At 64.4% G+C, this 22,570-nt stretch carries 19 protein-coding genes; 13 read left to right on the plus strand and 6 right to left on the minus strand.

Annotated features, from left to right (window positions below; translation table 11 throughout):
• From BLT26_RS16315 to glnA, 6 genes are all read right to left on the minus strand, one after another.
• On the minus strand, positions 1-369 hold a 369-nt coding region (locus BLT26_RS16315), incomplete at its 3' end, for a hypothetical protein (RefSeq protein WP_139169500.1).
• A gap of 536 nt (positions 370-905) precedes the next feature.
• The gene (locus BLT26_RS10530; protein ID WP_091513423.1) at positions 906-1,574 is read right to left on the minus strand and encodes a CPBP family intramembrane glutamic endopeptidase; all 669 of its coding nucleotides are present in this window, start codon (positions 1,572-1,574) and stop codon (positions 906-908) included.
• 324 nt (positions 1,575-1,898) lie between these two features.
• The gene (gene ntrC, locus BLT26_RS10535) at positions 1,899-3,311 is read right to left on the minus strand and encodes a nitrogen regulation protein NR(I) (RefSeq protein WP_091513426.1); all 1,413 of its coding nucleotides are present in this window, start codon (positions 3,309-3,311) and stop codon (positions 1,899-1,901) included.
• Between the two features lie 23 nt (positions 3,312-3,334).
• Positions 3,335-4,399, minus strand: a complete 1,065-nt coding sequence (glnL, locus tag BLT26_RS10540) for a nitrogen regulation protein NR(II) (protein ID WP_091513429.1) — start codon at positions 4,397-4,399, stop codon at positions 3,335-3,337.
• Between the two features lie 260 nt (positions 4,400-4,659).
• A complete protein-coding gene (locus BLT26_RS10545; protein ID WP_091513431.1) occupies positions 4,660-5,355 on the minus strand; it encodes a DUF4124 domain-containing protein in 696 nt (231 codons plus the stop codon).
• A gap of 165 nt (positions 5,356-5,520) precedes the next feature.
• Complete coding sequence (gene glnA, locus BLT26_RS10550) at positions 5,521-6,927, minus strand: glutamate--ammonia ligase (RefSeq protein WP_091513434.1); 1,407 nt, start codon at positions 6,925-6,927, stop codon at positions 5,521-5,523.
• A 392-nt stretch (positions 6,928-7,319) separates the two neighbouring features.
• On the opposite strand from glnA, the gene thiI reads away from it, so the two are divergent.
• The 13 genes from thiI (at position 7,320) to BLT26_RS10615 (ending at position 22,570) form a co-directional block, all read left to right on the plus strand.
• A complete protein-coding gene (thiI, locus tag BLT26_RS10555; protein ID WP_091513437.1) occupies positions 7,320-8,792 on the plus strand; it encodes a tRNA uracil 4-sulfurtransferase ThiI in 1,473 nt (490 codons plus the stop codon).
• A gap of 208 nt (positions 8,793-9,000) precedes the next feature.
• Positions 9,001-10,809, plus strand: coding sequence for a translational GTPase TypA (gene typA / locus BLT26_RS10560; protein ID WP_091513439.1), 1,809 nt, complete (start codon positions 9,001-9,003; stop codon positions 10,807-10,809).
• A gap of 151 nt (positions 10,810-10,960) precedes the next feature.
• Positions 10,961-11,623 carry a cytochrome c3 family protein gene (locus tag BLT26_RS10565; RefSeq protein WP_091513444.1) on the plus strand — a complete coding sequence of 221 codons (663 nt, stop codon included), beginning with the start codon at positions 10,961-10,963 and terminating at the stop codon, positions 11,621-11,623.
• Complete coding sequence (locus tag BLT26_RS10570) at positions 11,611-14,613, plus strand: 4Fe-4S dicluster domain-containing protein (protein WP_091513447.1); 3,003 nt, start codon at positions 11,611-11,613, stop codon at positions 14,611-14,613. The genes BLT26_RS10565 and BLT26_RS10570 overlap by 13 nt, the downstream gene beginning before the upstream one ends.
• A 3-nt stretch (positions 14,614-14,616) precedes the next feature.
• Positions 14,617-16,017, plus strand: a complete 1,401-nt coding sequence (gene nrfD / locus BLT26_RS10575) for an NrfD/PsrC family molybdoenzyme membrane anchor subunit (RefSeq protein ID WP_091513451.1) — start codon at positions 14,617-14,619, stop codon at positions 16,015-16,017.
• Positions 16,014-16,544 (plus strand): DUF3341 domain-containing protein, encoded by a 531-nt coding sequence (locus BLT26_RS10580; protein WP_091513455.1) that lies wholly within the window; start codon positions 16,014-16,016, stop codon positions 16,542-16,544. Before nrfD ends, BLT26_RS10580 begins: the two co-directional genes overlap by 4 nt.
• Positions 16,541-17,077, plus strand: a complete 537-nt coding sequence (locus tag BLT26_RS10585; RefSeq protein WP_091513459.1) for a c-type cytochrome — start codon at positions 16,541-16,543, stop codon at positions 17,075-17,077. Before BLT26_RS10580 ends, BLT26_RS10585 begins: the two co-directional genes overlap by 4 nt.
• Entirely contained in the window at positions 17,074-18,123 is a 1,050-nt protein-coding gene (locus tag BLT26_RS10590; RefSeq protein ID WP_091513463.1) for a hypothetical protein, read from the plus strand. Before BLT26_RS10585 ends, BLT26_RS10590 begins: the two co-directional genes overlap by 4 nt.
• Entirely contained in the window at positions 18,116-18,535 is a 420-nt protein-coding gene (locus tag BLT26_RS10595; RefSeq protein ID WP_091513466.1) for a hypothetical protein, read from the plus strand. The genes BLT26_RS10590 and BLT26_RS10595 overlap by 8 nt, the downstream gene beginning before the upstream one ends.
• Entirely contained in the window at positions 18,532-19,326 is a 795-nt protein-coding gene (locus tag BLT26_RS10600) for an SCO family protein (protein ID WP_091513468.1), read from the plus strand. The genes BLT26_RS10595 and BLT26_RS10600 overlap by 4 nt, the downstream gene beginning before the upstream one ends.
• Positions 19,323-20,312 (plus strand): cytochrome c oxidase subunit II, encoded by a 990-nt coding sequence (gene coxB, locus BLT26_RS10605; protein ID WP_091513472.1) that lies wholly within the window; start codon positions 19,323-19,325, stop codon positions 20,310-20,312. The genes BLT26_RS10600 and coxB overlap by 4 nt, the downstream gene beginning before the upstream one ends.
• A gap of 1 nt (position 20,313) precedes the next feature.
• Positions 20,314-21,924, plus strand: coding sequence for a cytochrome c oxidase subunit I (locus BLT26_RS10610; RefSeq protein ID WP_217631423.1), 1,611 nt, complete (start codon positions 20,314-20,316; stop codon positions 21,922-21,924).
• The gene (locus tag BLT26_RS10615; protein ID WP_217631424.1) at positions 21,908-22,570 is read left to right on the plus strand and encodes a cytochrome c oxidase subunit 3; all 663 of its coding nucleotides are present in this window, start codon (positions 21,908-21,910) and stop codon (positions 22,568-22,570) included. The genes BLT26_RS10610 and BLT26_RS10615 overlap by 17 nt, the downstream gene beginning before the upstream one ends.

Raw genomic sequence — 22,570 nt, forward strand, 5'->3', positions numbered from 1 at the left:
TCTAGGACGAACCGCCCCGCCCAAATATGCACCCAACAATGAAGCGACTACAAGCGAAGCTCCGTAAAGTAGTTTTAAGTAAAAAGGAGCATCTGAGAAGTTCAGCAACCCAAACAATACAAACGAAGGTAAAACTTGCAATAAAGCAAGACCAAAAGCTGCCTTTCCGAATAAATACCCTGTAATAAGCCCCATCACTAAAAACATGATTTGGAACGGGCCTACAAATGTCAGAAATTCACCGCCGAAAATTTCCGAAAGATGATTGGACAATTTCTGTGCGTAGCCGATGAATGGCGGCCAGAAATACCAGATTAAGATAACCCCTAGTCCAATAATAAAATGAATTAATGGTGTAAGACGCCTCATGCTTACTCCAGCTTAGCTTTCGATCTCAGATGCATAACAGTTTATTAAAGAGCCACAGGCTCACTATATCTTTCGCTACTATTTCCAGATTGACGCTTTATTCTACGGGCAATAAATTCTTTTATTTCAGGCAACTACAAGATTCCGATCAATATTTATCCGGAAATAAAGAGCCACCGGCTCAAGTCGGGCCATTCAACAGGTGGCTCTTGAGCATATGTTAATTGCCCTTAAATTCAAAGACTTGCGAATTGCTGTCTGTAGAAATGAGCGGCGGCACATTATTTCAGGCCAGAACGGCCCATAAGGCGGGGAAGCGGTTGAATGTCTCGGCTGGCCCGGCGGCGCTGGCAGGCGGGTGCGAAGTCTGGCTCGGCTACGCGGGTGAACGTAAGTAGTCTTACGAAAAAGCCGCTCTGATGATGAGCGGCTTATTGTTCAGGTTACCCTGTCAGGGCTGTTGTGCGGGCTCTACCCCGGGCCAGGCATAACGGATTCAAGGAATACGGCTTTCCCTGAGGCCCGATCACTGTAAGTTACCATCCCCGATAGAGAGAATAGATACCCCAGGTGTCGATCAGGGCGTGGGCCAAGAAGAGGCACCACAAGTTTCGGCCGCTGCGGAAAAAGATCCAGCCAAAGAAGATTCCAACCAGGGCGATAGAGATAAAGCCAACGACGCCTTGCGTATAGTGCGGGACAGCGAAGGCCAATCCACCGATCAAAATGGCGATCCACTCGCTGGCCTTGCCCTTTGGCAAGAGAATCGACAGCTGATTCAGGAGAAAGCCACGATAGATGATCTCCTCCGCAATGGCCGCACTCAAAAGCGCGGAGGCCCATAGTTTAAGTGCAAGCTCCTGGTTGCCGTACAACGGGCCGTATTCAGAATGGTCCGCTTCCTTGGAAAACATCCATTCCAAAGCAGGGTTGATCAGGTAGCCGAGTACGACAACCACGCCAACTACTGCCAGGGAAGTCCACAGGAAGGTGGACCGTGGGCGGAACGACGGTTGCAGCCCGACGGGCGCCAGGCTGCGGTTTTCTATCCAGATCCAGGCCAGGGCGACCAAAGCAAACGTGGGAACCTTGAACGGGAAGGGAATGGGGGCAAACATCGCGCCCAGCATAAGGGCGACGGTCAGCAGGGCACGGATTGGGCGATTTAATGAAGCCCCCTCAGCCCCGGATGATATTGAAATCATTATTATTCACTCCTTCAGAAATCGCCTTACAGGTCTTGAACAAAGTCCGAAACAGAGAGCCAGCGGCTCAAGGCGGTCAATTCAACATCTGGCCCTTGAGGATATTTCAACCGGCCTGAAAGTAAAAGGCGTGGGGGCTGTACCGACAGATATGTGCGGTGGCACGTTGTTCTGGCGGCATGCCGGGATTAAGTCGGGGTAGGAATTGGATGTAATTGGTGACCGGAGGCAGCGCACGAGTACGCACGGCAACAGCGAAATAAAAAGCCGCTCTCGGGAGCGGCTTTTTATTCAGGTTACAGCATCACGGCTGTTCCATGGGCGCTATTCGGTATCACCGTTCATGCCCAGCTCCTTGAGCTTGCGGGTCAGGGTGTTGCGGCCCCAGCCCAGCAGCTCGGCGGCGTCGCGCTTGCGCCCCGCGGTGTGCTTGAGGGCGATCTCGATCAGGGCGCGCTCGAACTGCGGTACGGCCTCGCTGAGGATTTCACGGCGGCCGTCGGCCAGCGCCTGGTCGGCCCACAGGCGCAGGGCCTTCTGCCAGTCCTGCGGTGCCTGGGCGCCGGCGGTCTGCTGGTGCAGCTCCTGCGGCAGGTCCTCGATGTGGACCTCGCGCCCCGATGCCATCACGGTGATCCAGCGGCAGGTGTTCTCCAGCTGGCGCACGTTGCCGGGCCAGTCGAGGCCGGCCAGGTATTCCTCGGTTTCCTTGAGCAGGATCTTGGGCTCCACTCCCAGGTCCTCGGCGGCGCTGTTGAAGAAGTGGCGCACCAGGCGCGGGATGTCCTCCCGGCGGTCGGCCAGGCGCGGGATATGGATGCGGATGACGTTCAGGCGGTGGAACAGGTCCTCGCGGAACTGGTGTTTTTCCACCAGTTGTTCCAGGTCCTGGTGGGTGGCGGCAATGATGCGCACATCCACCTTGACCGGGGTGTGGCCACCGACGCGGTAGAACTCGCCATCGGCCAGCACGCGCAGCAGGCGGGTCTGGGTCTCCGGCGGCATATCGCCGATCTCGTCCAGGAACAGGGTGCCTCCATCGGCCTGCTCGAAGCGCCCGGCGCGCTGGGCAGTGGCGCCGGTAAAGGCGCCCTTCTCGTGGCCGAACAGCTCGGATTCCATCAGGTCCCTGGGGATGGCGGCCATGTTGAGCGCGATGAAGGGCTTGCTACTGCGGGGGCTGTGATTGTGCAGGGCCTGGGCCACCAGCTCCTTGCCGGTACCCGACTCACCGTTGATCAGCACGGTGATGTTGGAATGGGACAGGCGGCCGATCGCGCGGAACACCTCCTGCATTGCCGGCGCCTCGCCGATGATTTCCTTGCTGCCGTTGGCGCTCTCGACACTGGCCTGTTCGCCGGCCTGCTGCTCGCTGGCATGGGCCAGGGCGCGGCGGGTGACCGCCACTGCCTCGTCCACATCGAAGGGTTTGGGCAGGTACTCGAAGGCACCGCCCTGGTAGGCGGCAACCGCGCTGTCCAGGTCGGAATGGGCCGTCATGATGATGATCGGCAGGGAGGGGCGCTCGCTCTGGAAGCGTTGCAGCAGCTTGAAGCCGTCGGAGCCGGGCATGCGGATATCGCTGATCACCACGTCGGGTGAGTCGCTGTAGAAATCGTCGAGCGCGCGGTCGCCGCTCTCATAGCTCTTGGTCTCGATACCGGCGCGGCCCAGTGCCCGCTCCAGTACCCAGCGAATCGATCGGTCGTCGTCAATAATCCAAACGCGATTACTCATGTCTCGGTCCAATATTCAAACGTTTATTCGGTATCGAGCGGCAGGTAAACCTGGAATACGCTCTGCCCCGACTGGCTGTCGCACTTAATCAGTCCGCGGTGCTGGTTGATGATGTTCTGGGATATGGAGAGCCCCAGCCCGGAGCCCTCGGCGCGCCCGGAGATCATCGGGAAGAAGATCCGCTCGCGGATGTCCTCCGGGATTCCCGGTCCGTTGTCCTCGATCTCGATACGGCACACCAGCGGGCAGTGGCGCTTGCCGATGGTGAACTGCCGCTGGATGCGTGTACGCAGCACTATCCGGCCCTCGGGCAGGCCGATGCTCTCGTCGATGGCCTGCATGGCGTTGCGGGCGATATTCAGCAGCGCCTGTATCAGCTGCTCCTTGTCTGCCGGCAGGTCCGGAATCGAGGGATCGTAGTCGCGGCGGATCGCCAGCTCGCCATCGCACTCGGCGTCGATCAGCTGCGCCACCCGCTCGAGCACCTCGTGCACGTTGGTGGGCCGCATGTTGGCCGGCTGGTGCGGGCCCAGCAGGCGATCGACCAGGTTCCGCAGGCGGTCCGCCTCGTCGATGATGATCTGCGTGTACTCCGCCAGATCCGGGTCCGGCAGCTCCCGCTGTAACAGCTGGGCCGCGCCGCGAATACCACCCAGCGGGTTCTTCACCTCGTGGGCCATGCCGCGCACCAGGTTGCGGGTGGTCTCCTGGGCGTCGATCAGCGCATCCTCGCGGGCGATGCGCAGCAGCCGGTCCATGGTCTGCACTTCCACCAGCAGCAGGCCCAGCTCCTGTACCGGGCTCACCGAGTAATCGACGGTACAGGTCTCCAGGTTGTGCAGCCGCCAGGTGGCCCGGCGCACGGTGTACTTCTGCCCGCTGGCCAGCGCGCCGCGCATGGCCCGCTGGGCGGCATCGGATTCGCGCACCACCTCTTCCAGCGGCTGGCCGCTCACCCGCGTGCTGGACGCGGCCAGCAGGTCCTCGGCGGCAGAATTCAGGTAGCAGAGCGCCAGGTGCTCATCGAGCACCAGCACTGCGGATGACAGGTTGTCCAATAGCTGACGCAACTGGCGGTCATTCAGCATGCAAATTTCCCAGGATGAATCGGCGGGCGGCGACGACTGCCGGTTACCGGCAGGTGTCGCGCCAAGTCAGCACTGTTTATGACAGTGCAAAAAGCAAACCAAAATGGCGCACAAAGGGGAACGCGGGGGGTTCCGGGGGGCAGGGGCACTGCGCGGCCTGCCCGAGCGCACCATTATGGTGCACTGAGTGAAAAATAGCCAGCGGGGATGCCTTATTTTGGTGTCCCCCGGGTCGCCCCGGGGACAGGAGGACAGGGGGATCAGTTACGCGAGCGGCGCTGCTGCTTGGGCTGGGGTACTCCCGGAGCTGCCGGCGCCTGGGGCGCGGGCTTGGCCTGGGGCGCAGGGGCATCGGGCAGGGTGGCGCCCGGGCGCTTTACGAAGATGGTGATCGGCTGGGAGCGGGCCAGCACCCGGCCGGCCAGGTCGGTCAGCACCGCCTGGATATCGTGAGTGCCGCGCTCCAGCGCCGACAGGTCGAGGCTGGTGCCGGAAGAGCTGCCCAGCCAGCGCTGGCCGTCCACCACGGCAAAGAACTGGTAGCCGCCTACCGGTACCGGGTCGATGGCCACCCGCAGCACGATCAGACGCTGTCCCGGCGGTATGGTGGCGCCGCTCTGGGGGCTGACGATCGCAAAATTGATGGGGCCCAGCGGCCTCTGGCGCTCCCGGTCTTCCTGGTCGCGGGGAGACAGCTTGCGCGTCGGCAGCGGGCGCGGGCGGGCGATGGGCTGGATATTGGTGGGGCCTACCTCCACGCGCTGGGCCTTGCCGTCTTTTGGCGGCACGTCGGTGAAGGTGACCTTGCCGTCCGGCCCCACCACACGGTAGATAGAACTGCCGGCAGCGCGCTCGGCACCCGCATCGGCGTCGGAAGACTCGCCGGAATCCCCGGCCAGCGCGACTGCCGACAGCAGCGCAACCAGGGCTGCGGTGATGATCTGGTGTGTATACATAGGCACTCCTGCCTCGGTGGCGGTTCCGCCGTGGCTTTGCCGCATGCCGCTCGGCTTGCCGCGGATACCGCTAGCTAAAAGGCTAGTTTACCCGCAATAAAAAAGCCCGCACCAGACGGTGCGGGCTTTCTGTTCACGCGGGCGTGCTTACATGGACCAGCGTTTTTACACGGAATAGTACATGTCGAACTCGACCGGGTGGGTGGTCATGTTCAGGCGCTCTACTTCCGCGCGCTTCAGCTCGATGTAGGCGTCGATGGCGTCGTCGGAGAACACGCCACCCTCGGTCAGGAAGGCGCGGTCCTCGTCCAGCGCGTCCAGGGCCATTTCCAGGCTGGAGGCAACGGTCGGGTACTCGGCCACTTCTTCCGCCGGCAGGTCGTACAGGTCCTTGTCGGCCGGGTCGCCCGGGTGGATCTTGTTCTTGATACCGTCCAGGCCGGCCATCAGCATGGCGGCGAACACCAGGTAAGGGTTGGCGGTCGGGTCCGGGAAGCGGGCCTCGATGCGCTTGCCCTTCGGGCTCGCCACATACGGGATGCGGATGGAAGCGGAACGGTTGCGCGCGGAGTAGGCCAGGATCACCGGCGCCTCGAAGCCCGGCACCAGTCGCTTGTACGAGTTGGTGGAGGCATTGGCGAAGGCGTTGATGGCACGCGCGTGCTTGATGATACCGCCGATGTAGTACAGGGCGGTGTCAGACAGGCCGGAGTAGCCGTCACCGGCAAACTGGTTCACGCCGTCCTTGCTGAAGGACATGTGGATGTGCATGCCGGAACCGTTGTCGCCCACCAGCGGCTTGGGCATGAAGGTGGCAGTCTTGCCGTAGGCGTGGGCCACATTGTGCACCGCGTACTTCAGGATCTGCACCTCGTCCGCCTTCTTGGTCAGGGTGTTGGCGCCGACGCCGATCTCGCACTGGCCGGCGGTGCCCACTTCGTGGTGGTGCACTTCAATCTGCAGGCCCATCTGCTCCATGGCGGAACACATGGCGGCACGAATGTCGTGCAGGGAGTCGACCGGCGGTACCGGGAAGTAGCCACCCTTCACGCCCGGGCGGTGACCGATGTTGCCTTCCGGCAGGTTCATGCCGGAGGACCAGGCCGCTTCCTCGGAGTTGATCTTGTAGAAGGCGCCGCCCATCTCGGCACCCCAGGTGATGTCGTCGAATACGAAGAACTCGGGCTCCGGACCGAACAGTGCGGTGTCGCCCAGGCCGGTGGACTTCAGGTATTCCTCGGCGCGCAGGGCGATGGAACGCGGGTCGCGCTCGTAACCCTGGCCGGTGGACGGCTCGACGATGTTACAGCGTACGATCACGGTCGGCTCGTCGGTGAAGGGGTCCAGGAAGGAGGACTCGTCATCCGGCATCAGGATCATGTCGGACTCGTTGATGCCCTTCCAGCCGGCGATGGAGGAGCCGTCGAACATCTTGCCCTCTTCGAAAAACTCGCCGTCGACTTCGGAAACCGGCAGGGAGACGTGCTGCTCCTTACCCTTGGAATCGGTGAAGCGCAGGTCCACCCATTTGGCTTCACTCTCTTTGATCAAACCGAGCGTTTTAGCTGACATTGCTGTCCTCCAGGTCTTGAAAGGTTGTAGGTCGCTGAACGTTAGCCCTTGGTGAGGCTCGACTCTCGAGCGACGGCGTACTGTTCGTGGTCAGTACTGAAGCAAGGAGTGTGCCAAATTGGGGCAATGGCGCCGGGGCCACGGCTGCCGCTGCACGGTGCCCGGTGGCGGTGCCGATTGAAGCAGGTTAGATGGAAATTCCAGCGCCGGCCACCGACGAACGCACCAAAATGGCGCGCAATCGCGCCGTGTCGCACAAATCCAGTGCAGCACATCAATCAACATGTCGCCAGCGCCACCGGGTGCGCGCTCATCGCCCGGTGAATTTACAGCCAGACTGTTTATAATTCCGTGCTCATCATCAACCCGCGGTACCCGGTCAGCAGCCCAATATGCATTTTGTCGTCAAGTTTTTCCCCGAGATCACCATCAAGAGCAACCCGGTGCGCAAGCGCATGTCCCGGCAGCTCAAGGACAACCTGCGCATCCTGCTGCACCGCCTGGATGACCGCATCAAGGTGCTGAAGGACTGGGAGAAAATCGAGGTGATCGCGCCGGACGCGGTGGCCCACCTGTCCGACCGCATCGAGGAGGTGCTGGCGCACACCCCCGGCATCGCCAATTTCGCCCGCGTGCGCCAGTACCCGCTCGGCGACCTGCACGACATCTACGAGAAGACGCTGTCGGTGTGGGGCGACAAACTGGACGGCAAGACCTTCTGCGTGCGGGTGAAGCGCAGCGGCAAGCACGACTTCCAGTCGCTGGACGTGGAACAGTATGTGGGCGGCGGCCTGAACAAGAACACCAATGCTGCCGGGGTGAAACTGAAGAACCCGGACGTGACCGTCAGGCTGGAGATACGCCACGACAAGCTGAATGTGGTGGAGCAGCAGCACACTGGCCTCGGCGGCTTCCCGCTGGGCACCCAGGACCCGCTGCTGTCACTGGTGTCCGGCGGCTTCGATTCCACCGTGGCCAGCTACCTGACCATCAAGCGCGGCATCCGCACCCACTACCTGTTCTTCAACCTGGGCGGGCGCGAGCACGAGCTGGGCGTGAAGGAGGTGGCCTACTACCTGTGGAACCGCTACGGCTCTTCCCACCGGGTGAAGTTCGTCACCGTGCCCTTCGAGGGCGTGGTGGCAGAGATCCTGGAGAATGTGGACGACTCCTATATGGGCGTGGTGCTGAAGCGCATGATGCTGCGCGCTGCCACCGCCATCGCCAACGAGCTGGAGGTGGATGCGGTGGTGACCGGCGAGGCCATCGCCCAGGTCTCCAGCCAGACCCTCAAGAACCTGAAGGTCATCGACAGCGTCACCGACACCCTGGTACTGCGCCCGCTGATTACCAGCGACAAGAGCGACATCATCCGCACCGCCCGCGCGATCGGCACCGAGGAGTTCGCGGCCAACATGCCCGAGTACTGCGGCGTCATCTCGGTCAAGCCCACCACCCGCGCTAAGATGGAGCGGGTGCTGGAAGTGGAGAATCACTTCGATTTCAGCGTGCTGGACCGCGCCATCAGCGAGCGCGAGCTGCAGAACATCGACCGGGTGATGGAAGAGGTCGCCGAGGGCACGCCCGACGTGGAGGTGGTCGAGGAGCCGGGCGATGCGGTAGTGATCGATATCCGCCATCCGGACGAGGAAGAGGTAGACCCGCTGGAGCTGGAGGGCAGCGAAGTGGAGACCATTCCCTTCTACCGGCTCAACAACGCCTTCGCCCAGCTGGACCCGGAGAAGAAGTACCTGCTGTACTGCAGCCGCGGCGTGATGAGCAAGCTGCACGCCTCACACCTGCTGGACGCCGGCTACCGCAACGTGGCCGTGCTGCGCCCGCACCTGCCGCATCGGCCCGACTGATTTCCCACCCCCGCTCCCCCGGAGCGGGTTATCCGGGCGCCCTCCCGGCCAAATTGGTGAATTTTTACGCGATCTTTGCTCGCAGTTGTCACGCTTGGCCACTATAATCGCCGCCTTTGGCCGGAGAGCCGCTGCCCGTCAGCCCCCGCCCCGATACATTTGACGCGACAGTCAGGGGACTGCGCGCTTTACCCCTCAGAGGTTCATAGTGATAGACAACCTGCGCAATATTGCGATCATCGCCCACGTAGACCACGGCAAGACCACCCTGGTGGACAAGCTGCTGCAGCAGTCCGGCACCCTGGACCGCCGCGACGAGGGCGCGGAGCGTGTGATGGACTCCAACGACCAGGAGCGTGAGCGCGGCATCACCATCCTGGCCAAGAACACCGCCATCCGCTGGCACGACTACCGCATCAACATCGTCGATACCCCCGGGCACGCCGACTTCGGCGGCGAGGTGGAGCGGGTGCTGTCCATGGTCGACTCGGTACTGCTACTGGTGGATGCCGTTGACGGCCCCATGCCGCAGACCCGCTTCGTGACCCAGAAGGCCTTCGAGCAGGGTCTCAACCCGATCGTGGTGATCAACAAGATCGACCGTCCGGGCGCGCGCCCGGACTGGGTCATGGACCAGGTATTCGACCTGTTCGACAGCCTCGGCGCCACCGACGAGCAGCTGGACTTCCCGGTGGTCTACGCCTCCGCCCTGAACGGCATCGCTGGCCTGGACGACACCGATATGGCGGACGACATGACGCCCCTGTTCCAGATGATCGTGGACAAGGTGGAAGCGCCTAGGGTCGACGAGAAGGGTCCCTTCCAGATGCAGATCTCCGCACTGGACTACAACAGCTATGTGGGCGTAATCGGTGTGGGCCGCATTACCCGCGGCACCCTCAAGCCCAACCAGCAGGTGGTAGTACTGGACCGCGAGGGCAACCAGCGCAAGGCCAAGGTACTGCAGGTGATGGGTTACCTGGGCCTGGAGCGGGTGGAAGTGGAACAGGCCAGCGCCGGCGATATCGTCTGCATCACCGGTGTGGGCGAACTGAACATCTCCGACACCCTGTGCGACCCGGAAAACCCCGAGGCGCTGCCGGCCCTCTCCGTGGACGAGCCCACCGTGAGCATGACCTTCCAGGTCAACGACTCGCCCTTCGCCGGCCAGGACGGCAAGTTCGTCACCTCGCGCAATATCAAGGAGCGCCTGGAACAGGAGCTGATCCACAACGTGGCGCTGCGGGTGGAGCAGGGCGACTCCCCGGAGAAATTCAAGGTTTCCGGCCGCGGTGAACTGCACCTGTCGGTGCTGATCGAGACCATGCGCCGGGAAGGTTTCGAGCTGGGTGTTTCCCGCCCGGAAGTGGTGCAGAAAGAAGTCGACGGCGAAATCCAGGAACCCTTTGAAGAGGTGGTGGCCGACGTCGAGGAGCAGCACCAGGGCGCGGTGATGGAAGAGCTGGGCCTGCGCAAGGCGGAACTCAAGAACATGGAACCGGATGGCAAGGGCCGCGTGCGGCTGACCTTTATCGTGCCGTCGCGCGGCATGATCGGCTTCCGCTCGCAGTTCCTGACCATGACCAGCGGCTCCGGCATCATGACCAGCATCTTCGACCACTACGGTCCGGTGAAGATGGGCGACGTGGGCAAGCGTATCAATGGCGTAATGGTCTCCATGGTCAAGGGCAAGACCCTGGCTTACGCCCTGTACGCCCTGCAGGACCGCGGCCGCCTGTTCCTGGGTCACGGTGAGGAGGTCTACGAGGGCCAGATAGTGGGTATTCACTCACGCAACAATGACCTGGTGGTAAACCCCACCAAGGCCAAGCAGCTGACCAACGTGCGCGCTGCCGGCACGGACGAGGCCCTGACCCTCACCCCGCCGATCCGCCACACCCTGGAGCAGGCGCTGGAGTTCATCGAGGACGACGAGCTGGTGGAGGTGACCCCGAACCACCTGCGCCTGCGCAAGAAGATCCTGCAGGAGAACATGCGCAAGCGCGCCAAGAAGTAAGCGCTCAGCAACCACAGAAAAAGGCGGGCCAGGTGCCCGCCTTTTTTTGTGCCCGGTATTTGCCCGCCGCCACCGCCGCCGCAAACCGCCCGCCGCCAGATGCGCTAGTCTGCTAGTACCGGAAAAGGGACCCGCCGCGCGAAAGGACTCCATGCCACAGATATTCCACCGCAGAACGGACGGGCTGGTGCGCATACTGCTCGCCAGCGGCGGCCTGGCCATTGTGGCGCTGGCGGTGGTGGCCTATTTCATCGACCGGTCCCCCTACCTCACCGGCCAGGGCGCGGTACCGGAACAGCCGGTGCCCTTCAGCCACCAGCACCATGTGGCGGGCCTGGGCATCGACTGCCGCTACTGCCATACCGGGGTGGAGAAATCCCCGTTTGCCGGGCTGCCCGATACCCACACCTGCATGTCCTGCCACTCACAGCTGTGGACCAATGCGCAGATGCTCGCGCCGGTGCGCGACAGCCTCGAGCGCGATATTCCCCTGCGCTGGATCCGCGTCCACAAGCTGGCCGATTTTGTCTACTTTAATCATCGGGTGCACGTGACCAACGGCATCGGCTGCGAAAGCTGCCACGGCCGCGTGGACCGCATGCCGCTGATGCGCCAGGCGGCGCCGCTGACCATGCAGTGGTGCCTGGACTGCCACCGCAATCCCGGGCCCTCCCTGCGCCCACCGGGACAGATCACCGCCATGGGTATCGAGCCGGCGTCGGAAGCCCGGGCCGCCACCAGCGGACATACGCTGTTGAAGCAGTATGCCATCCACACGAACCGACTGACCGAGTGCATAACATGCCACCGATAGAGCGTGGTGAAGCGCAAGATGGCGCCGGCGAACCGGACGGGCTCGAGGGCAAGCGCGGCGCCGGTTACTGGCGCCGCCTCACCGAGCTCGCCACGCGCGAGGAGCGGCTGCTGTGCAGCGATGGCGACAGCCAAACCATCAGCCGGCGCAACCTGCTCAAGCTGCTCGGCGCCAGCATGGCCCTGGCCGGGCTGCCCGGCTGTACCCGCGAACCGCGCGAGGTACTGGTGCCCTACGTAGAGCAGCCGGAGCAGCTGGTCCCCGGCCTGCCGCGCTATTACGCCAGCGCGGCCTTCGTCGGTGGCTACGCCCACGGCGTGCTGGCGGAGAGCCACGAGGGCCGGCCGATCAAGCTGGAGGGCAACCCGCACCACCCCGCGAGTCTCGGCGCCTGCGACGCCATCAGCCAGGCCTCGGTGCTGTCGCTCTATGATCCAGACCGCTCCGCCTCGGTGCGCAACCGCGGCGAGATTGCCAGCTACGGCGATTTCCAGCGGGAGCTGGGCGACCGGCGGCAGCAGTGGAATGCGCGACGCGGCGGCGGCCTGGCGTTTGTCAGCGGCACGGTAGCCTCACCCAGCCAGCGTGCACGCATCGACGCGCTGCGCGAGCGCTGGCCCCAGGCCCGCTGGTTCGTGCATGAGCCGGTTGACCGGGAAGGAGTCTTCGCCGGCAGCGAAATGCTGTTCGGCCGCGCCCTGGAGCCGCGCTACCGGTTCGACCGGGTGGCGGTGGCGGTGTCGCTGGATGCGGACTTCATGCAGGCACAGCCGGGCTTCCTGCGCTACGCGCGTGACTTCACCGCGCGCCGCTCACCGCGGCTTGGCAAAGATGCGCCGGGAGCGAAAAAGCTCGCCCGCCTGTATGCGCTGGAATCCACCCCCAGTGTCACCGGCGCCAGTGCCGACCACCGCCTGGCCCTGCCCTACCCGCAGGTGGAGGACGCCGCGCGCCAGCTGGCCATTGCGCTGGGCATCGATATCCCGCCGCCCCTCCAGGCCCCGGTACCCGCGCACTGGATAGAGGCGCTGGCGCGGGATCTGCAGGACCACGCCGGTGCCGCGCTGGTGGTGCCCGGCGACCAGCAGCCGGCGGCGGTGCATGCCCTGGCGCAGGCCATCAACCACAAGCTGGGTGCCTTTGGGTCAGCTGCGGTGGAATGGATGACGCCGGTGGGATTCGACGAGCAGGCGCGGCCGCTGGCAGACCTGATTACTGCCATCAACGCCGGCGAGATCGACAGCCTGGTGCTGTTCGATACCAATCCCGTTTACACCGCCCCCGCGGACCTCGACTTCGTGCAGGCACTGGAGCGGGTGCCCTGGCGGCTGCACTGGGGCGAGTACCTGGACGAAACCGCACGGCTCTGCCAGTGGCACATTCCCGCCGCGCACCCGCTGGAGAGCTGGGGCGATACGCGTGCTTTCGACGGCAGCACGGCGCCGCTGCAGCCGCTGATCCGGCCGCTGCGCGGCGGCAGGTCGGCGCTGCAGTTCCTGCACGCACTCGGGCAGGACGGCGAAGAGGAAGCGCGCAAGCTGGTGCGGGATTACTGGCAAGAGGAATTCACGCAGCGGGGCGAGGGCGGGGACTTCGAGACCTTCTGGCGCACCACCCTGCGCAAGGGCCTGGTGTCCGGCAGCGCGGCCACGCCGGTAGAGGCCTCACCGCGCGCGGACTGGCGCAGCAGCCTGCCCGCCCCCCGGCCGGCAGCCAACGGGCTCACCCTGCAATTCCGTCCGGACGCCGCCCTCTGGGACGGGCGCTATGCCAACAACGGCTGGCTGCAGGAGATGCCGCGCCCCCTCACCGCACTCACCTGGGACAACGCGCTGCTGGTGAGCCCCAGCCTCGCCGAGCGCGAGGGACTGGAGGTGGGTAGCCTGGTCAGGGTCACCAGTGGCGGACGCAGCCTCACCGTGCCTGTGCTGCCGCTGCCGGGCCAGCCCGAGACCGCGCTCACCCTGCACCTGGGTTACGGCCGCGCCGCGGCGGGGCGCGTGGGCACCGGGGTGGGCGTCAGTGCCTACCGCTTGCGCATGAGCGGCAACCCCTGGGCCGCGGCCGCCACCATCACCCCCAGCGGCGCCGAACAGACCCTGGCGCTGACCCAGGTCCACGACAGCATGGAGGGCCGCGACCTGGTGCGCGCCGCGGACCTGGGCGAATACCGGCGCAACCCGGGATTCGCCCGGGGGCATGCGCCGGAGGCATCGCTCTATCCGGAACCGGAGCCTGCGGGCATCGGCGAGGGGCGCCATGCCTGGGCCATGGCCATAGACCTGTCGGCCTGCATCGGCTGCAATGCCTGCGTGACCGCCTGCCAGGCGGAAAACAATATCCCGGTGGTGGGGGCGCAGGAAGTCTCCCGTGGGCGCCAGATGCACTGGCTGCGGGTAGACCGGTATTTTGCGCCCACCGCACTGCAGCCGCGCACCACTTTCCAGCCGGTACCCTGCATGCAGTGCGAGAACGCACCCTGCGAGTATGTATGCCCGGTGGGGGCAACCCTGCATTCCGGTGACGGGCTCAACCAGATGGTCTACCCGCGCTGCGTCGGCACCCGCTACTGCTCGCAGAACTGTCCCTACAAGGTGCGCCGCTTCAACTGGTTCGACTTCACCGGCGAGGGGGCCCGCTACCCCGCGCCACCGGCGGTGCACAACCCGGACGTCACCGTGCGCGCCCGGGGGGTAATGGAGAAATGCACCTACTGTGTACAGCGGATTGTCGGTGCGCGCCGGCAGGCGGAGGGCGAGCAGCGGGATATTGCCGAGGGGGAATTGCAGACCGCCTGCCAGCAAGCCTGCCCCACGCAGGCCATCGTCTTCGGTGACCTGGCACGGCCGGACAGTGAAGTCAGGCGGCTGCGGGGCAACCCGCTCAACTATGCCATGCTTGAAGATCGCAACACCCGCCCGCGCACCACTTACCTGGCCGCGGTGCACAACCCCAATCCCGCGTTACAGGACGAGGATGCCAAGGACTAGGACATGGCAGAGAATCCGCAGGAGAACCTGCTGCCGGCGGACCTGACCCACGCGAGCATGACCGAGCGCATCGCCGGCCTGGTGCTGGCGCCGCGCTCGCGCGGCCGCTGGTTGCTGGCCTTCCTGGTGTCCGCGGTGCTGGCACTGTTGTTCGTGCTCTGCCTGGTGATCGTCTTCGCTACCGGTGTCGGCCTGTTTGGCATCAATATCCCGGTAGCCTGGGGCTTCCCGATCGTGAACACCATCTGGTGGATCGGTATCGCCCATGCCGGCACGCTGATCTCGGCCGTGCTGCTGCTGACACGCCAGCCCTGGCGGGCGCCGGTGGCGCGCCTGGCCGAGGCGATGGCGATGTTCGCCATCGTCTGTGCCGGCTTCTACGCCATCGTGCACCTGGGCCGGCCGCAGCTGATGCATTTCCTGCTGCCCTACCCGAACACCATGGGCCTCTGGCCCCAGTGGCGCAGCCCGCTGGTCTGGGACTTCTTTGCGATTTCCACCTATTTCGTCTTCACCCTGGGCTTCCTTTACTTCAGCCTGCTGCCGGATTTCGCCACCCTGCGCGACCGCGCGCGCTCCCGCTGGCAGCAGATATTTTATGGCGTGCTGGCACTGGGCTGGCGCAACTCGGCGCTGCACTGGGCGCGCTACGAACAGGCAAACGGGGTGCTGGCAGCGGTGGCCGCGCCGATCGTGGTATCGGTCACCGGCATCATTTCCCTGGACCTGGCCGTGTCGCTGGTGCCGGGCTTCCACTTCCCCATTTTCCCGCCCTATTTCGTCGCCGGGGCGCTGTTCTCCGGATTCGCCACTGTGGCCCTGCTGGCGGTGGTTACCCGCTCCTTTTATGGCCTGCAGGACCTGATCACCCGCAGGCACCTGGACTATCTCGGGCGAATGATGCTGCTATTCGGGTTGATCGTGAATTACTCCTACAGCCAGGAGATATTCACCGCCTGGTACTCGGGTGATATCTATATGCGCGCGGTTTACCTCGACCGCTGGACCGGCCCCTATGCACCCGCCTGGTGGGCGATGATCTTCTGCAACGTGGTGCTGCTGCAGTTCCTGTGGTTCCGGCGCGTGCGCCGCTCGCCCTGGGCGCTGTTCGCGCTGGCGATCACCAGCAACGTGGGTATGTGGCTGGAGCGCTACCAGATCCTGTTCACCAGTACCCATGCCGACTTCATTCCCGCCAACTGGCGCACGCCGCTACCCACGGTATGGGACGGGCTGCTGGCGCTCGCCTCCCTGGGATTGTTCGCATTTTTCCTGCTCGCTTTCGTGCGGCTGGCGCCGGTGGTCTCGATGCACGATATGCGCAGCGCCATTCACCGGCGGGAAGAACAACGAAAGGAGCAGCAACAAGAGCAGCAAAAGAAACAGCGGGAGGACGGGGAATGACGGTCGGCGAGAGCGGGCACCACGGCCTGATCGCCCGCTTCGATAGCGGCGACAAACTGCTGGCGGCGACCCGCCGGCTTCGCGCGGCCGGCCATCACCGCCTGGACGCCCACGCCCCGTTTCCCGTGCCGGGCCTGGCGGAGGTACTGGAATACCGCGAGTACGGCATCCCGCGCATCGCGTTGCTGGCAGCCACGATCACCGCCGGCATTGCCTTTCTCATGCAGTGGTACAGCGCGGTGATCGACTATCCCATTGTCGTCGGCGGCAAGCCGCTGAACAGCTGGCCGGCGTTCCTGCCGGTAACCTTCAAGGTGGGTATTTTCAATGCGGTGATGGCCACGGCCATTACCATGCTGGTGAAAAATCGCCTGCCCCGTTTCCACCACCCGCTGTTCGACGAAAAGGAGTTTTCCGAGTCCTCCACAGACGGTTTTTTCCTGGTGGTCCACAGCGACGAGCCGGGCGCGGCAGAGGAACTGCTGCAACGTTGCGGCGCCCGATCTGTGCGGGAGCTGCAGCCATGAAAGCGGGAATGCCAGCGGTAATCGTGGCACTCATGGCTGTCGCGGCCTGTGGGGATAGCATGCGCGACCAGCCACGCTACGACCCCCTGTCGGCAGCACAGGGCTGGCCCCACAATCAATCCGCGCGTGTGCCACCGGAGGGTACGGTGGCGCGGGACGACAGCATGGCCCCAGACCCGCAGTCACCCCCCACCGCACTCAGCCGCGCACAGCTCGAGCGCGGCCGCGAGCGTTACGGAATTTTCTGCAGCCCCTGCCACGGCGGTAGCGGCCACGGCGACGGCATGGTGGTACAGCGGGGCTTTCCCGCACCGCCCTCGCTGCACAGCGAGCGCCTGCGCGCGGCGCCGTTGCGGCACTACTACGACGTGATCTCCGGGGGCATCGGCAGGATGTACGCCTACGGTGCGCGCGTACCACCGCAGGACCGCTGGGCCATTGCCGTCTATATCCGCGCGCTGCAGCTGTCGCAGCACGCAACCGTCGACGACCTGGCGCCCGGCGAGCGCAAGGCCCTGGAGAAGCAGCCGTGAAGCCGGACAGACTGCTGCTCGGCGGGATCGCACTGCTGGCGCTGGCGGCGGCAGCCACCCTGCTGGTCGGGCAGCTCGCGGCATCCACCTGGCTCGCTGCTGTATTGGTGTGGGGCTCCCTGCCGCTGGGCGCACTGCCGATACTGATGGTGCACGGCCTTACCGGTGGCCGCTGGGGCGAGCAGGGCCGGCCGCTGTTGCTGGCCGTGCTGGCGACGCTGCCGCTGCTGGTGGCGGCACTGCTGCCCCTGCTACTGGGCTTGCCGGCGCTGTTTGCCTGGACCCTGCCCGCGGAGGAACTGTCTCACCTGGTGCGCAACAAGCTGGCCTACCTGAACCCGACGTTTTTCATCCTGCGCACCCTCGCCTACTGCGCCCTGTGGCTCTGGCTGGCCTACCTGCTGTCGGCACGGCGGGCCCGCGGCGAGGGTATGCATGCAGGCGGACTGGTGCTGTGGCTGCTGGCGGTGACCTTTTTCTCATTCGACTGGTTCATGTCGCTGGAGCCGGAATTCTATTCCGACGTCTACGGCCTGATGCTGGGTGCCAACATGGTCGCCGCCGCGTTCGCCTGGATCCTGTTACTGGGTGCGCGCGAGATGGAGGCTGCTGCGCGGCGCGATATCGCCAATATCTGGCTGGGGGTCCTGCTGAGCTGGGTTCTGTTTGCCTACTCCCAGTACATCGTCGTCTGGTCGGCGAACCTGCCCGATGAAATTCTCTGGTACATCCATCGCAGCGCGGGCGTGTGGCGCCCCGTCAGCGTTGTTTCGTTCGGCCTGTTTTTCCTGTTGCCGTTTTTGATCCTGCTTTCCGGGCACGCCAAGGGCCGGCCGGGCTGGTTGATGCTCGCCGCGGCCAGCTGCCTGCTCGGGCATGTGCTGCAGATCGGCTGGCTGCTGTTGCCGGCTTTCGACCACGACGGGTTATGGCAGCTGCTGCTACTTTGCCTGCTGACCGCGCTGAGCGGTGCGCTGTTCTTTGCGCTTTACCGGCGGCGTCACCGCGACCAGGGACGCGCCGCCCGGGAGGTGCGCTATGGCTGAGCAGCGCAGTCACGAGCCGGACCTGGCATCGGTGAAACTGGTGGTCTACGCGATGCTGTTTACCCTCGCGGTCGTGTTGGTGAGCGCATGGCCGCTGTGGCAGGCATACCAGAGCTGGCGGCCGAAGGTGCCGCCACCGATCTTCGAACCACAGCCGGACCCGCCGGGACAGGCGCGCCTGCAGCAAAACCCGCCCGCGGATATGCAGGCATACCGCGAGCGGATCGAGCGACGCCTGCACAGCGCGGGGTGGGTGGACCGCCAGGCAGGGGTGGTGCACATCCCCATCGAGCGCGCCATGACGCTGCTGCTCGAGCGGGGCCTGCCGTCCGCCCCGCCGACAACCGACGAGGAGGCGGCATCGGACGAGACGCCGGCGCCAGATGAGTCCGCGGTGGAGGGTGAGCCGTGAGGGTGCTGCGCTCATTGTCGCCGCTGGTTTTCCTGCTGGCCCTCACGGCTGCGCAGGCCGAACCCCGCGCGGCAGACAGCCCCCAGCAGCGCATCCTCGACCAGGTGGCGTTCGACCAGCGTATTGGCCAGTCACTGCCCCCCTCGGCGGCCTTCCGCGACGCGCAGGGCAGGGTGGTCGAACTGGCGCGGCTCGCCGACGGGCGGCCACTACTGCTGGTACTGGCGTGGTTCGACTGCCCGCACCTGTGCCCGACGCTGCTGGACCAGCTGGCGGCGGCCACCGCGGCACTGCCCTTTCCCGCTACCGACTACCGCGTTGCCGTGGTCAACATAGACCCGCGCGCCGGGGCCCCCAGCGGGGCCGCGCTGGCCCGCAGGCTGGCGCGCCGCCATGGCGAGCCGCTGTCAGGCTGGTACTTCCTGTCGGGCAGTGCCGGGGGGATCCGGGCACTGGCGGACGCGGTGGGCTTCCGCTATGTGTACGACGCCGAGCGGGACACTTATGCCCACCCGGCGGGGCTGGTGGTTGTCGCTCCCGGCGGCACGGTCAACAGCTACCTGCTGCGGCTGGACGCACTGGCGCCCGACCTGCGTCTGGCACTGGTGGATGCCGGCCGCGGGCGCCTCGGCAGCCCCGTGGACCAGCTGCTGTTGCGCTGCTATCAATTCGATCCGCACAGCGGCCGCTACACCCTCGCGGTGACACGGCTGCTGCAGGTATTCGGCAGCCTGTTCGTGCTCGGCCTGGCGGCATACCTGCTCGGCCTGAAGCGCAGGAGGTCTCCATGAGTGAACCCGACCCGAAGCCGCCGGCGATCGAGGATCCCGATCTTGGCCTGCAGCTGATTCCCGACCAGGCCTCCGAGTACGCCGCCGCAGTGGATTACCTGTATTTTGCCCTGCTCGGCGTATCGGGACTGTTGCTGGCGCTGCTGTTCGGGCTGGTGGTGGTGTTCGCCGTGCGCTTCTGGCACGGGGTGAGGCGCGAGCGGGGCCCGGGGCTGGCGGAGAGCAGGGAGCGACGCCTGGAGATTGGCTTCGTGCTGCCGCTGACCCTCTCTTTCCTGGGGCTTTTCTACTGGGCCACGGAACTGTATGTGGACCTGTACACGCCGGCGGATCCGGATATCACCATCGACGTGGTGGCCAAGCAGTGGATGTGGAAAGTCCAGCACCCGGACGGCACCCGCGAGATCAATACCCTGCATGTACCGCAGGGCGAAGCGGTGGCGCTGCGCATCACCTCCCAGGATGTAATCCACAGCCTGTGGCTGCCGGCGTTCCGCCTGAAGCGCGACGCAGTACCCGGCATGTACACCAGTGCGCAATTCACGCCGACGCAGACCGGCACCTTCCGCCTCTTCTGTGCCGAGTACTGCGGCACCGATCACGCGCGCATGCGCGGCAAGGTAGTGGTGCTCAGCCGCGCCGACTACCAGCAATGGCTGGCCGGTGGCGCCGCCGGCGCCAGCCGCGCGCAGGAGGGCGGGCAACTGTTCCAGCGCCTCGGCTGCAGTGGCTGCCACAAGCCCGGCAGCAGTGAGCTGGCGCCAGCCCTGGAGGGCCTGATGGGCAGCACCACAGAGCTTGCCGACGGCAGCGAGGTTGTGGTCGACGAGGCCTATATCCGCGACTCGATCATCGAGCCGCAGAAGCAGCTGGTGGCGGGCTACCAGCCGATCATGCCGAGCTTTTCCGGACAGGTGTCGGAAGAGGAGATCATGCAGTTGATTTCCTACATCCAGTCACTCGGGAATGGGGGAAAGAATGACTAGTGTGGCTGAATCACCGACCGTTGCCGGCGAGGCATGTACAGACGATTACCTCAGCGGCGGCTGGAGTATCCGCTCGTGGCTGCTCACCGTCGACCACAAGCGCATCGCCTGGCTCTACGCCGTGTCGATTACCGTATTTTTCTTCTTCGGCAGCGCCGCCGCGCTGCTGATACGCCTTGAGCTGATCACGCCCGCAGGAGACCTGTTCAGCGCGGAGGAGTACAACCGGCTGTTTTCCCTGCACGGCATAGTGATGGTCTGGTTCTTCCTGATCCCGTCCATTCCCGCCACCCTGGGTAATTTCCTCATTCCGCTGATGGTGGGTGCACGGGATATGGCATTCCCCAAGCTCAACCTGCTGTCCTGGTACATCTACTCCCTTGGTGGGCTGTTTACCCTTGCCGCGGTGATCGCCGGCGGCGTCGATACCGGCTGGACCTTCTACACGCCCTATTCAACGCTGTTCTCCAACTCGGCAGTGCTGGCGGCGGCGGTGGGCATATTTATTGTCGGTTTCTCGTCGATCCTCACCGGGCTTAATTTTGTTGTCACCGTACACACCATGCGTGCGCCGGGCCTGACCTGGATGCGGCTGCCGTTGTTCGTCTGGGCCAATTACGCCACGGCGCTGATCATGATCCTGGCCACCCCCGTGCTGGCGACCCTGTTACTGCTGGTGGGCCTGGAACGCGGGCTCGGCATCGGCATTTTTGACCCCGCGCTGGGCGGCGACCCGCTGCTGTTCCAGCACCTGTTCTGGTTTTATTCCCATCCGGCGGTGTACATCATGATCCTGCCGGCGATGGGTGTGATATCGGAAATCATCTCCTGCTTCTCGCGTAACCCGGTGTTCGGATATACCGGCATGGTCATTTCCATCATGGCGATCACGCTGTTCGGCTTCGTGGTCTGGGGACACCATATGTTCGTGTCGGGCCAGAGCATGTATGCCGGCATTCTCTTTTCCTTTTTCAGCTTCCTGGTCGCGGTGCCCTCGGCGATCAAGACGCTGAACTGGACCGCAACGCTGTTCCGCGGCCGCATCTCGTTCACGGCGCCGATGATCTACGCCCTGTCCTTCCTGGAGCTGTTCACGGTGGGAGGGCTCACCGGCATCTTCCTCGCCGCGCTGGCGCTGGATGTCCATGTGCACGATTCCTATTTTGTAACCGCACATTTCCACTACATCATGGTCGGCGGCGCCGTCACCGCCTATATGGGCGGGCTGCATTTCTGGTGGCCGAAACTGACCGGGCGCATGTTTTCACGCGCCTGGGCGAGTACCGCCGCGGTGGCACTGCTGATCGGCCTCAACCTGACCTTTTATCCGCAGTTCCTGCTGGGCTACGCGGGTATGCCGCGGCGTTACCATTCGTATCCGGACGATTTTGCGATCCTGCATGTCCTGTCCAGCCTGGGGGCGGGCGTGCTGGCAATCGGTTACCTGCTGCCGCTCATATACCTGTCCTGGTCCCTGCGCCGGGGCGAACCGGCGCCACCGAACCCCTGGGATGCGCGGGGCCTCGAGTGGCAGACCATGTCGCCACCGCCCGTGCACAACTTCAAGGAGACGCCGGTTGTCACCGGGGGGCCCTATGAATACAGAGAGTAATATCCCGGACCCTACGCCCCCCGCCGATCACTTCGACGATATCGAGCAGCAGCAACACGCAGGACTGCTGGGCATGTGGGTGTTCCTGTTGACCGAGGTACTGCTGTTCGGCGGCCTGCTCGCAGCATTTGTAATTTGCCGCCTCAGGTATGCAGACGCCTTTGCGGGGGCGGCGGAGCACCTGGACCTTGTACTGGCTGCGGTTAACACCGCACTGCTCTTCACCAGCGGACTGACCATGGTGCTGGCCGAACTTGCCGCCGGCGCGCGGCGACGCGGACCCACCATCTGGTGGTTGCTGGCCACCGCCGCGCTCGGGACGGCGTTCCTGGTGCTCAAGGGCGTCGAGTGGTACGGCGAATACAAAGAGCAACTGATGCCGGTTCTGGGCCTGCCGTTTGTCTACCCGGGTGAAGAGCCCCAGCTGGCCGAGCTTTTCTTCAACCTGTATTTCGTGGCCACCGGCCTGCACGCCGCCCATATGCTGATCGGGCTCGGCGTGCTGGCTGTGATGCTGGTACTGGTAAGGGGATGGCGCCGGCCCGACCGGCTTGATCGCCAGTTGCGAATTGCCGGCCTCTACTGGGCGTTTATCGACGTGGTCTGGATCTTTATTTTCACCTGTTTTTATCTACTGCGAGCCTGA

It is taken from the genome of Microbulbifer yueqingensis, from assembly GCF_900100355.1.
Classification (GTDB): Bacteria; Pseudomonadota; Gammaproteobacteria; order Pseudomonadales; family Cellvibrionaceae; genus Microbulbifer; species Microbulbifer yueqingensis.

What these genes read in the sequence shown, in the direction of transcription:
- BLT26_RS10530 (WP_091513423.1), bottom strand. Translation starts at nt 1,574, where the DNA reads ATGATTTCAATATCATCCGGGGCTGAGGGGGCTTCATTAAATCGCCCA.
- ntrC (WP_091513426.1), bottom strand. Translation starts at nt 3,311, where the DNA reads ATGAGTAATCGCGTTTGGATTATTGACGACGACCGATCGATTCGCTGG.
- glnL (WP_091513429.1), bottom strand. Translation starts at nt 4,399, where the DNA reads ATGCTGAATGACCGCCAGTTGCGTCAGCTATTGGACAACCTGTCATCC.
- BLT26_RS10545 (WP_091513431.1), bottom strand. Translation starts at nt 5,355, where the DNA reads ATGTATACACACCAGATCATCACCGCAGCCCTGGTTGCGCTGCTGTCG.
- glnA (WP_091513434.1), bottom strand. Translation starts at nt 6,927, where the DNA reads ATGTCAGCTAAAACGCTCGGTTTGATCAAAGAGAGTGAAGCCAAATGG.
- thiI (WP_091513437.1), top strand. Translation starts at nt 7,320, where the DNA reads ATGCATTTTGTCGTCAAGTTTTTCCCCGAGATCACCATCAAGAGCAAC.
- BLT26_RS10565 (WP_091513444.1), top strand. Translation starts at nt 10,961, where the DNA reads ATGCCACAGATATTCCACCGCAGAACGGACGGGCTGGTGCGCATACTG.
- BLT26_RS10570 (WP_091513447.1), top strand. Translation starts at nt 11,611, where the DNA reads ATGCCACCGATAGAGCGTGGTGAAGCGCAAGATGGCGCCGGCGAACCG.
- nrfD (WP_091513451.1), top strand. Translation starts at nt 14,617, where the DNA reads ATGGCAGAGAATCCGCAGGAGAACCTGCTGCCGGCGGACCTGACCCAC.
- BLT26_RS10580 (WP_091513455.1), top strand. Translation starts at nt 16,014, where the DNA reads ATGACGGTCGGCGAGAGCGGGCACCACGGCCTGATCGCCCGCTTCGAT.
- BLT26_RS10585 (WP_091513459.1), top strand. Translation starts at nt 16,541, where the DNA reads ATGAAAGCGGGAATGCCAGCGGTAATCGTGGCACTCATGGCTGTCGCG.
- BLT26_RS10595 (WP_091513466.1), top strand. Translation starts at nt 18,116, where the DNA reads ATGGCTGAGCAGCGCAGTCACGAGCCGGACCTGGCATCGGTGAAACTG.
- coxB (WP_091513472.1), top strand. Translation starts at nt 19,323, where the DNA reads ATGAGTGAACCCGACCCGAAGCCGCCGGCGATCGAGGATCCCGATCTT.
- BLT26_RS10615 (WP_217631424.1), top strand. Translation starts at nt 21,908, where the DNA reads ATGAATACAGAGAGTAATATCCCGGACCCTACGCCCCCCGCCGATCAC.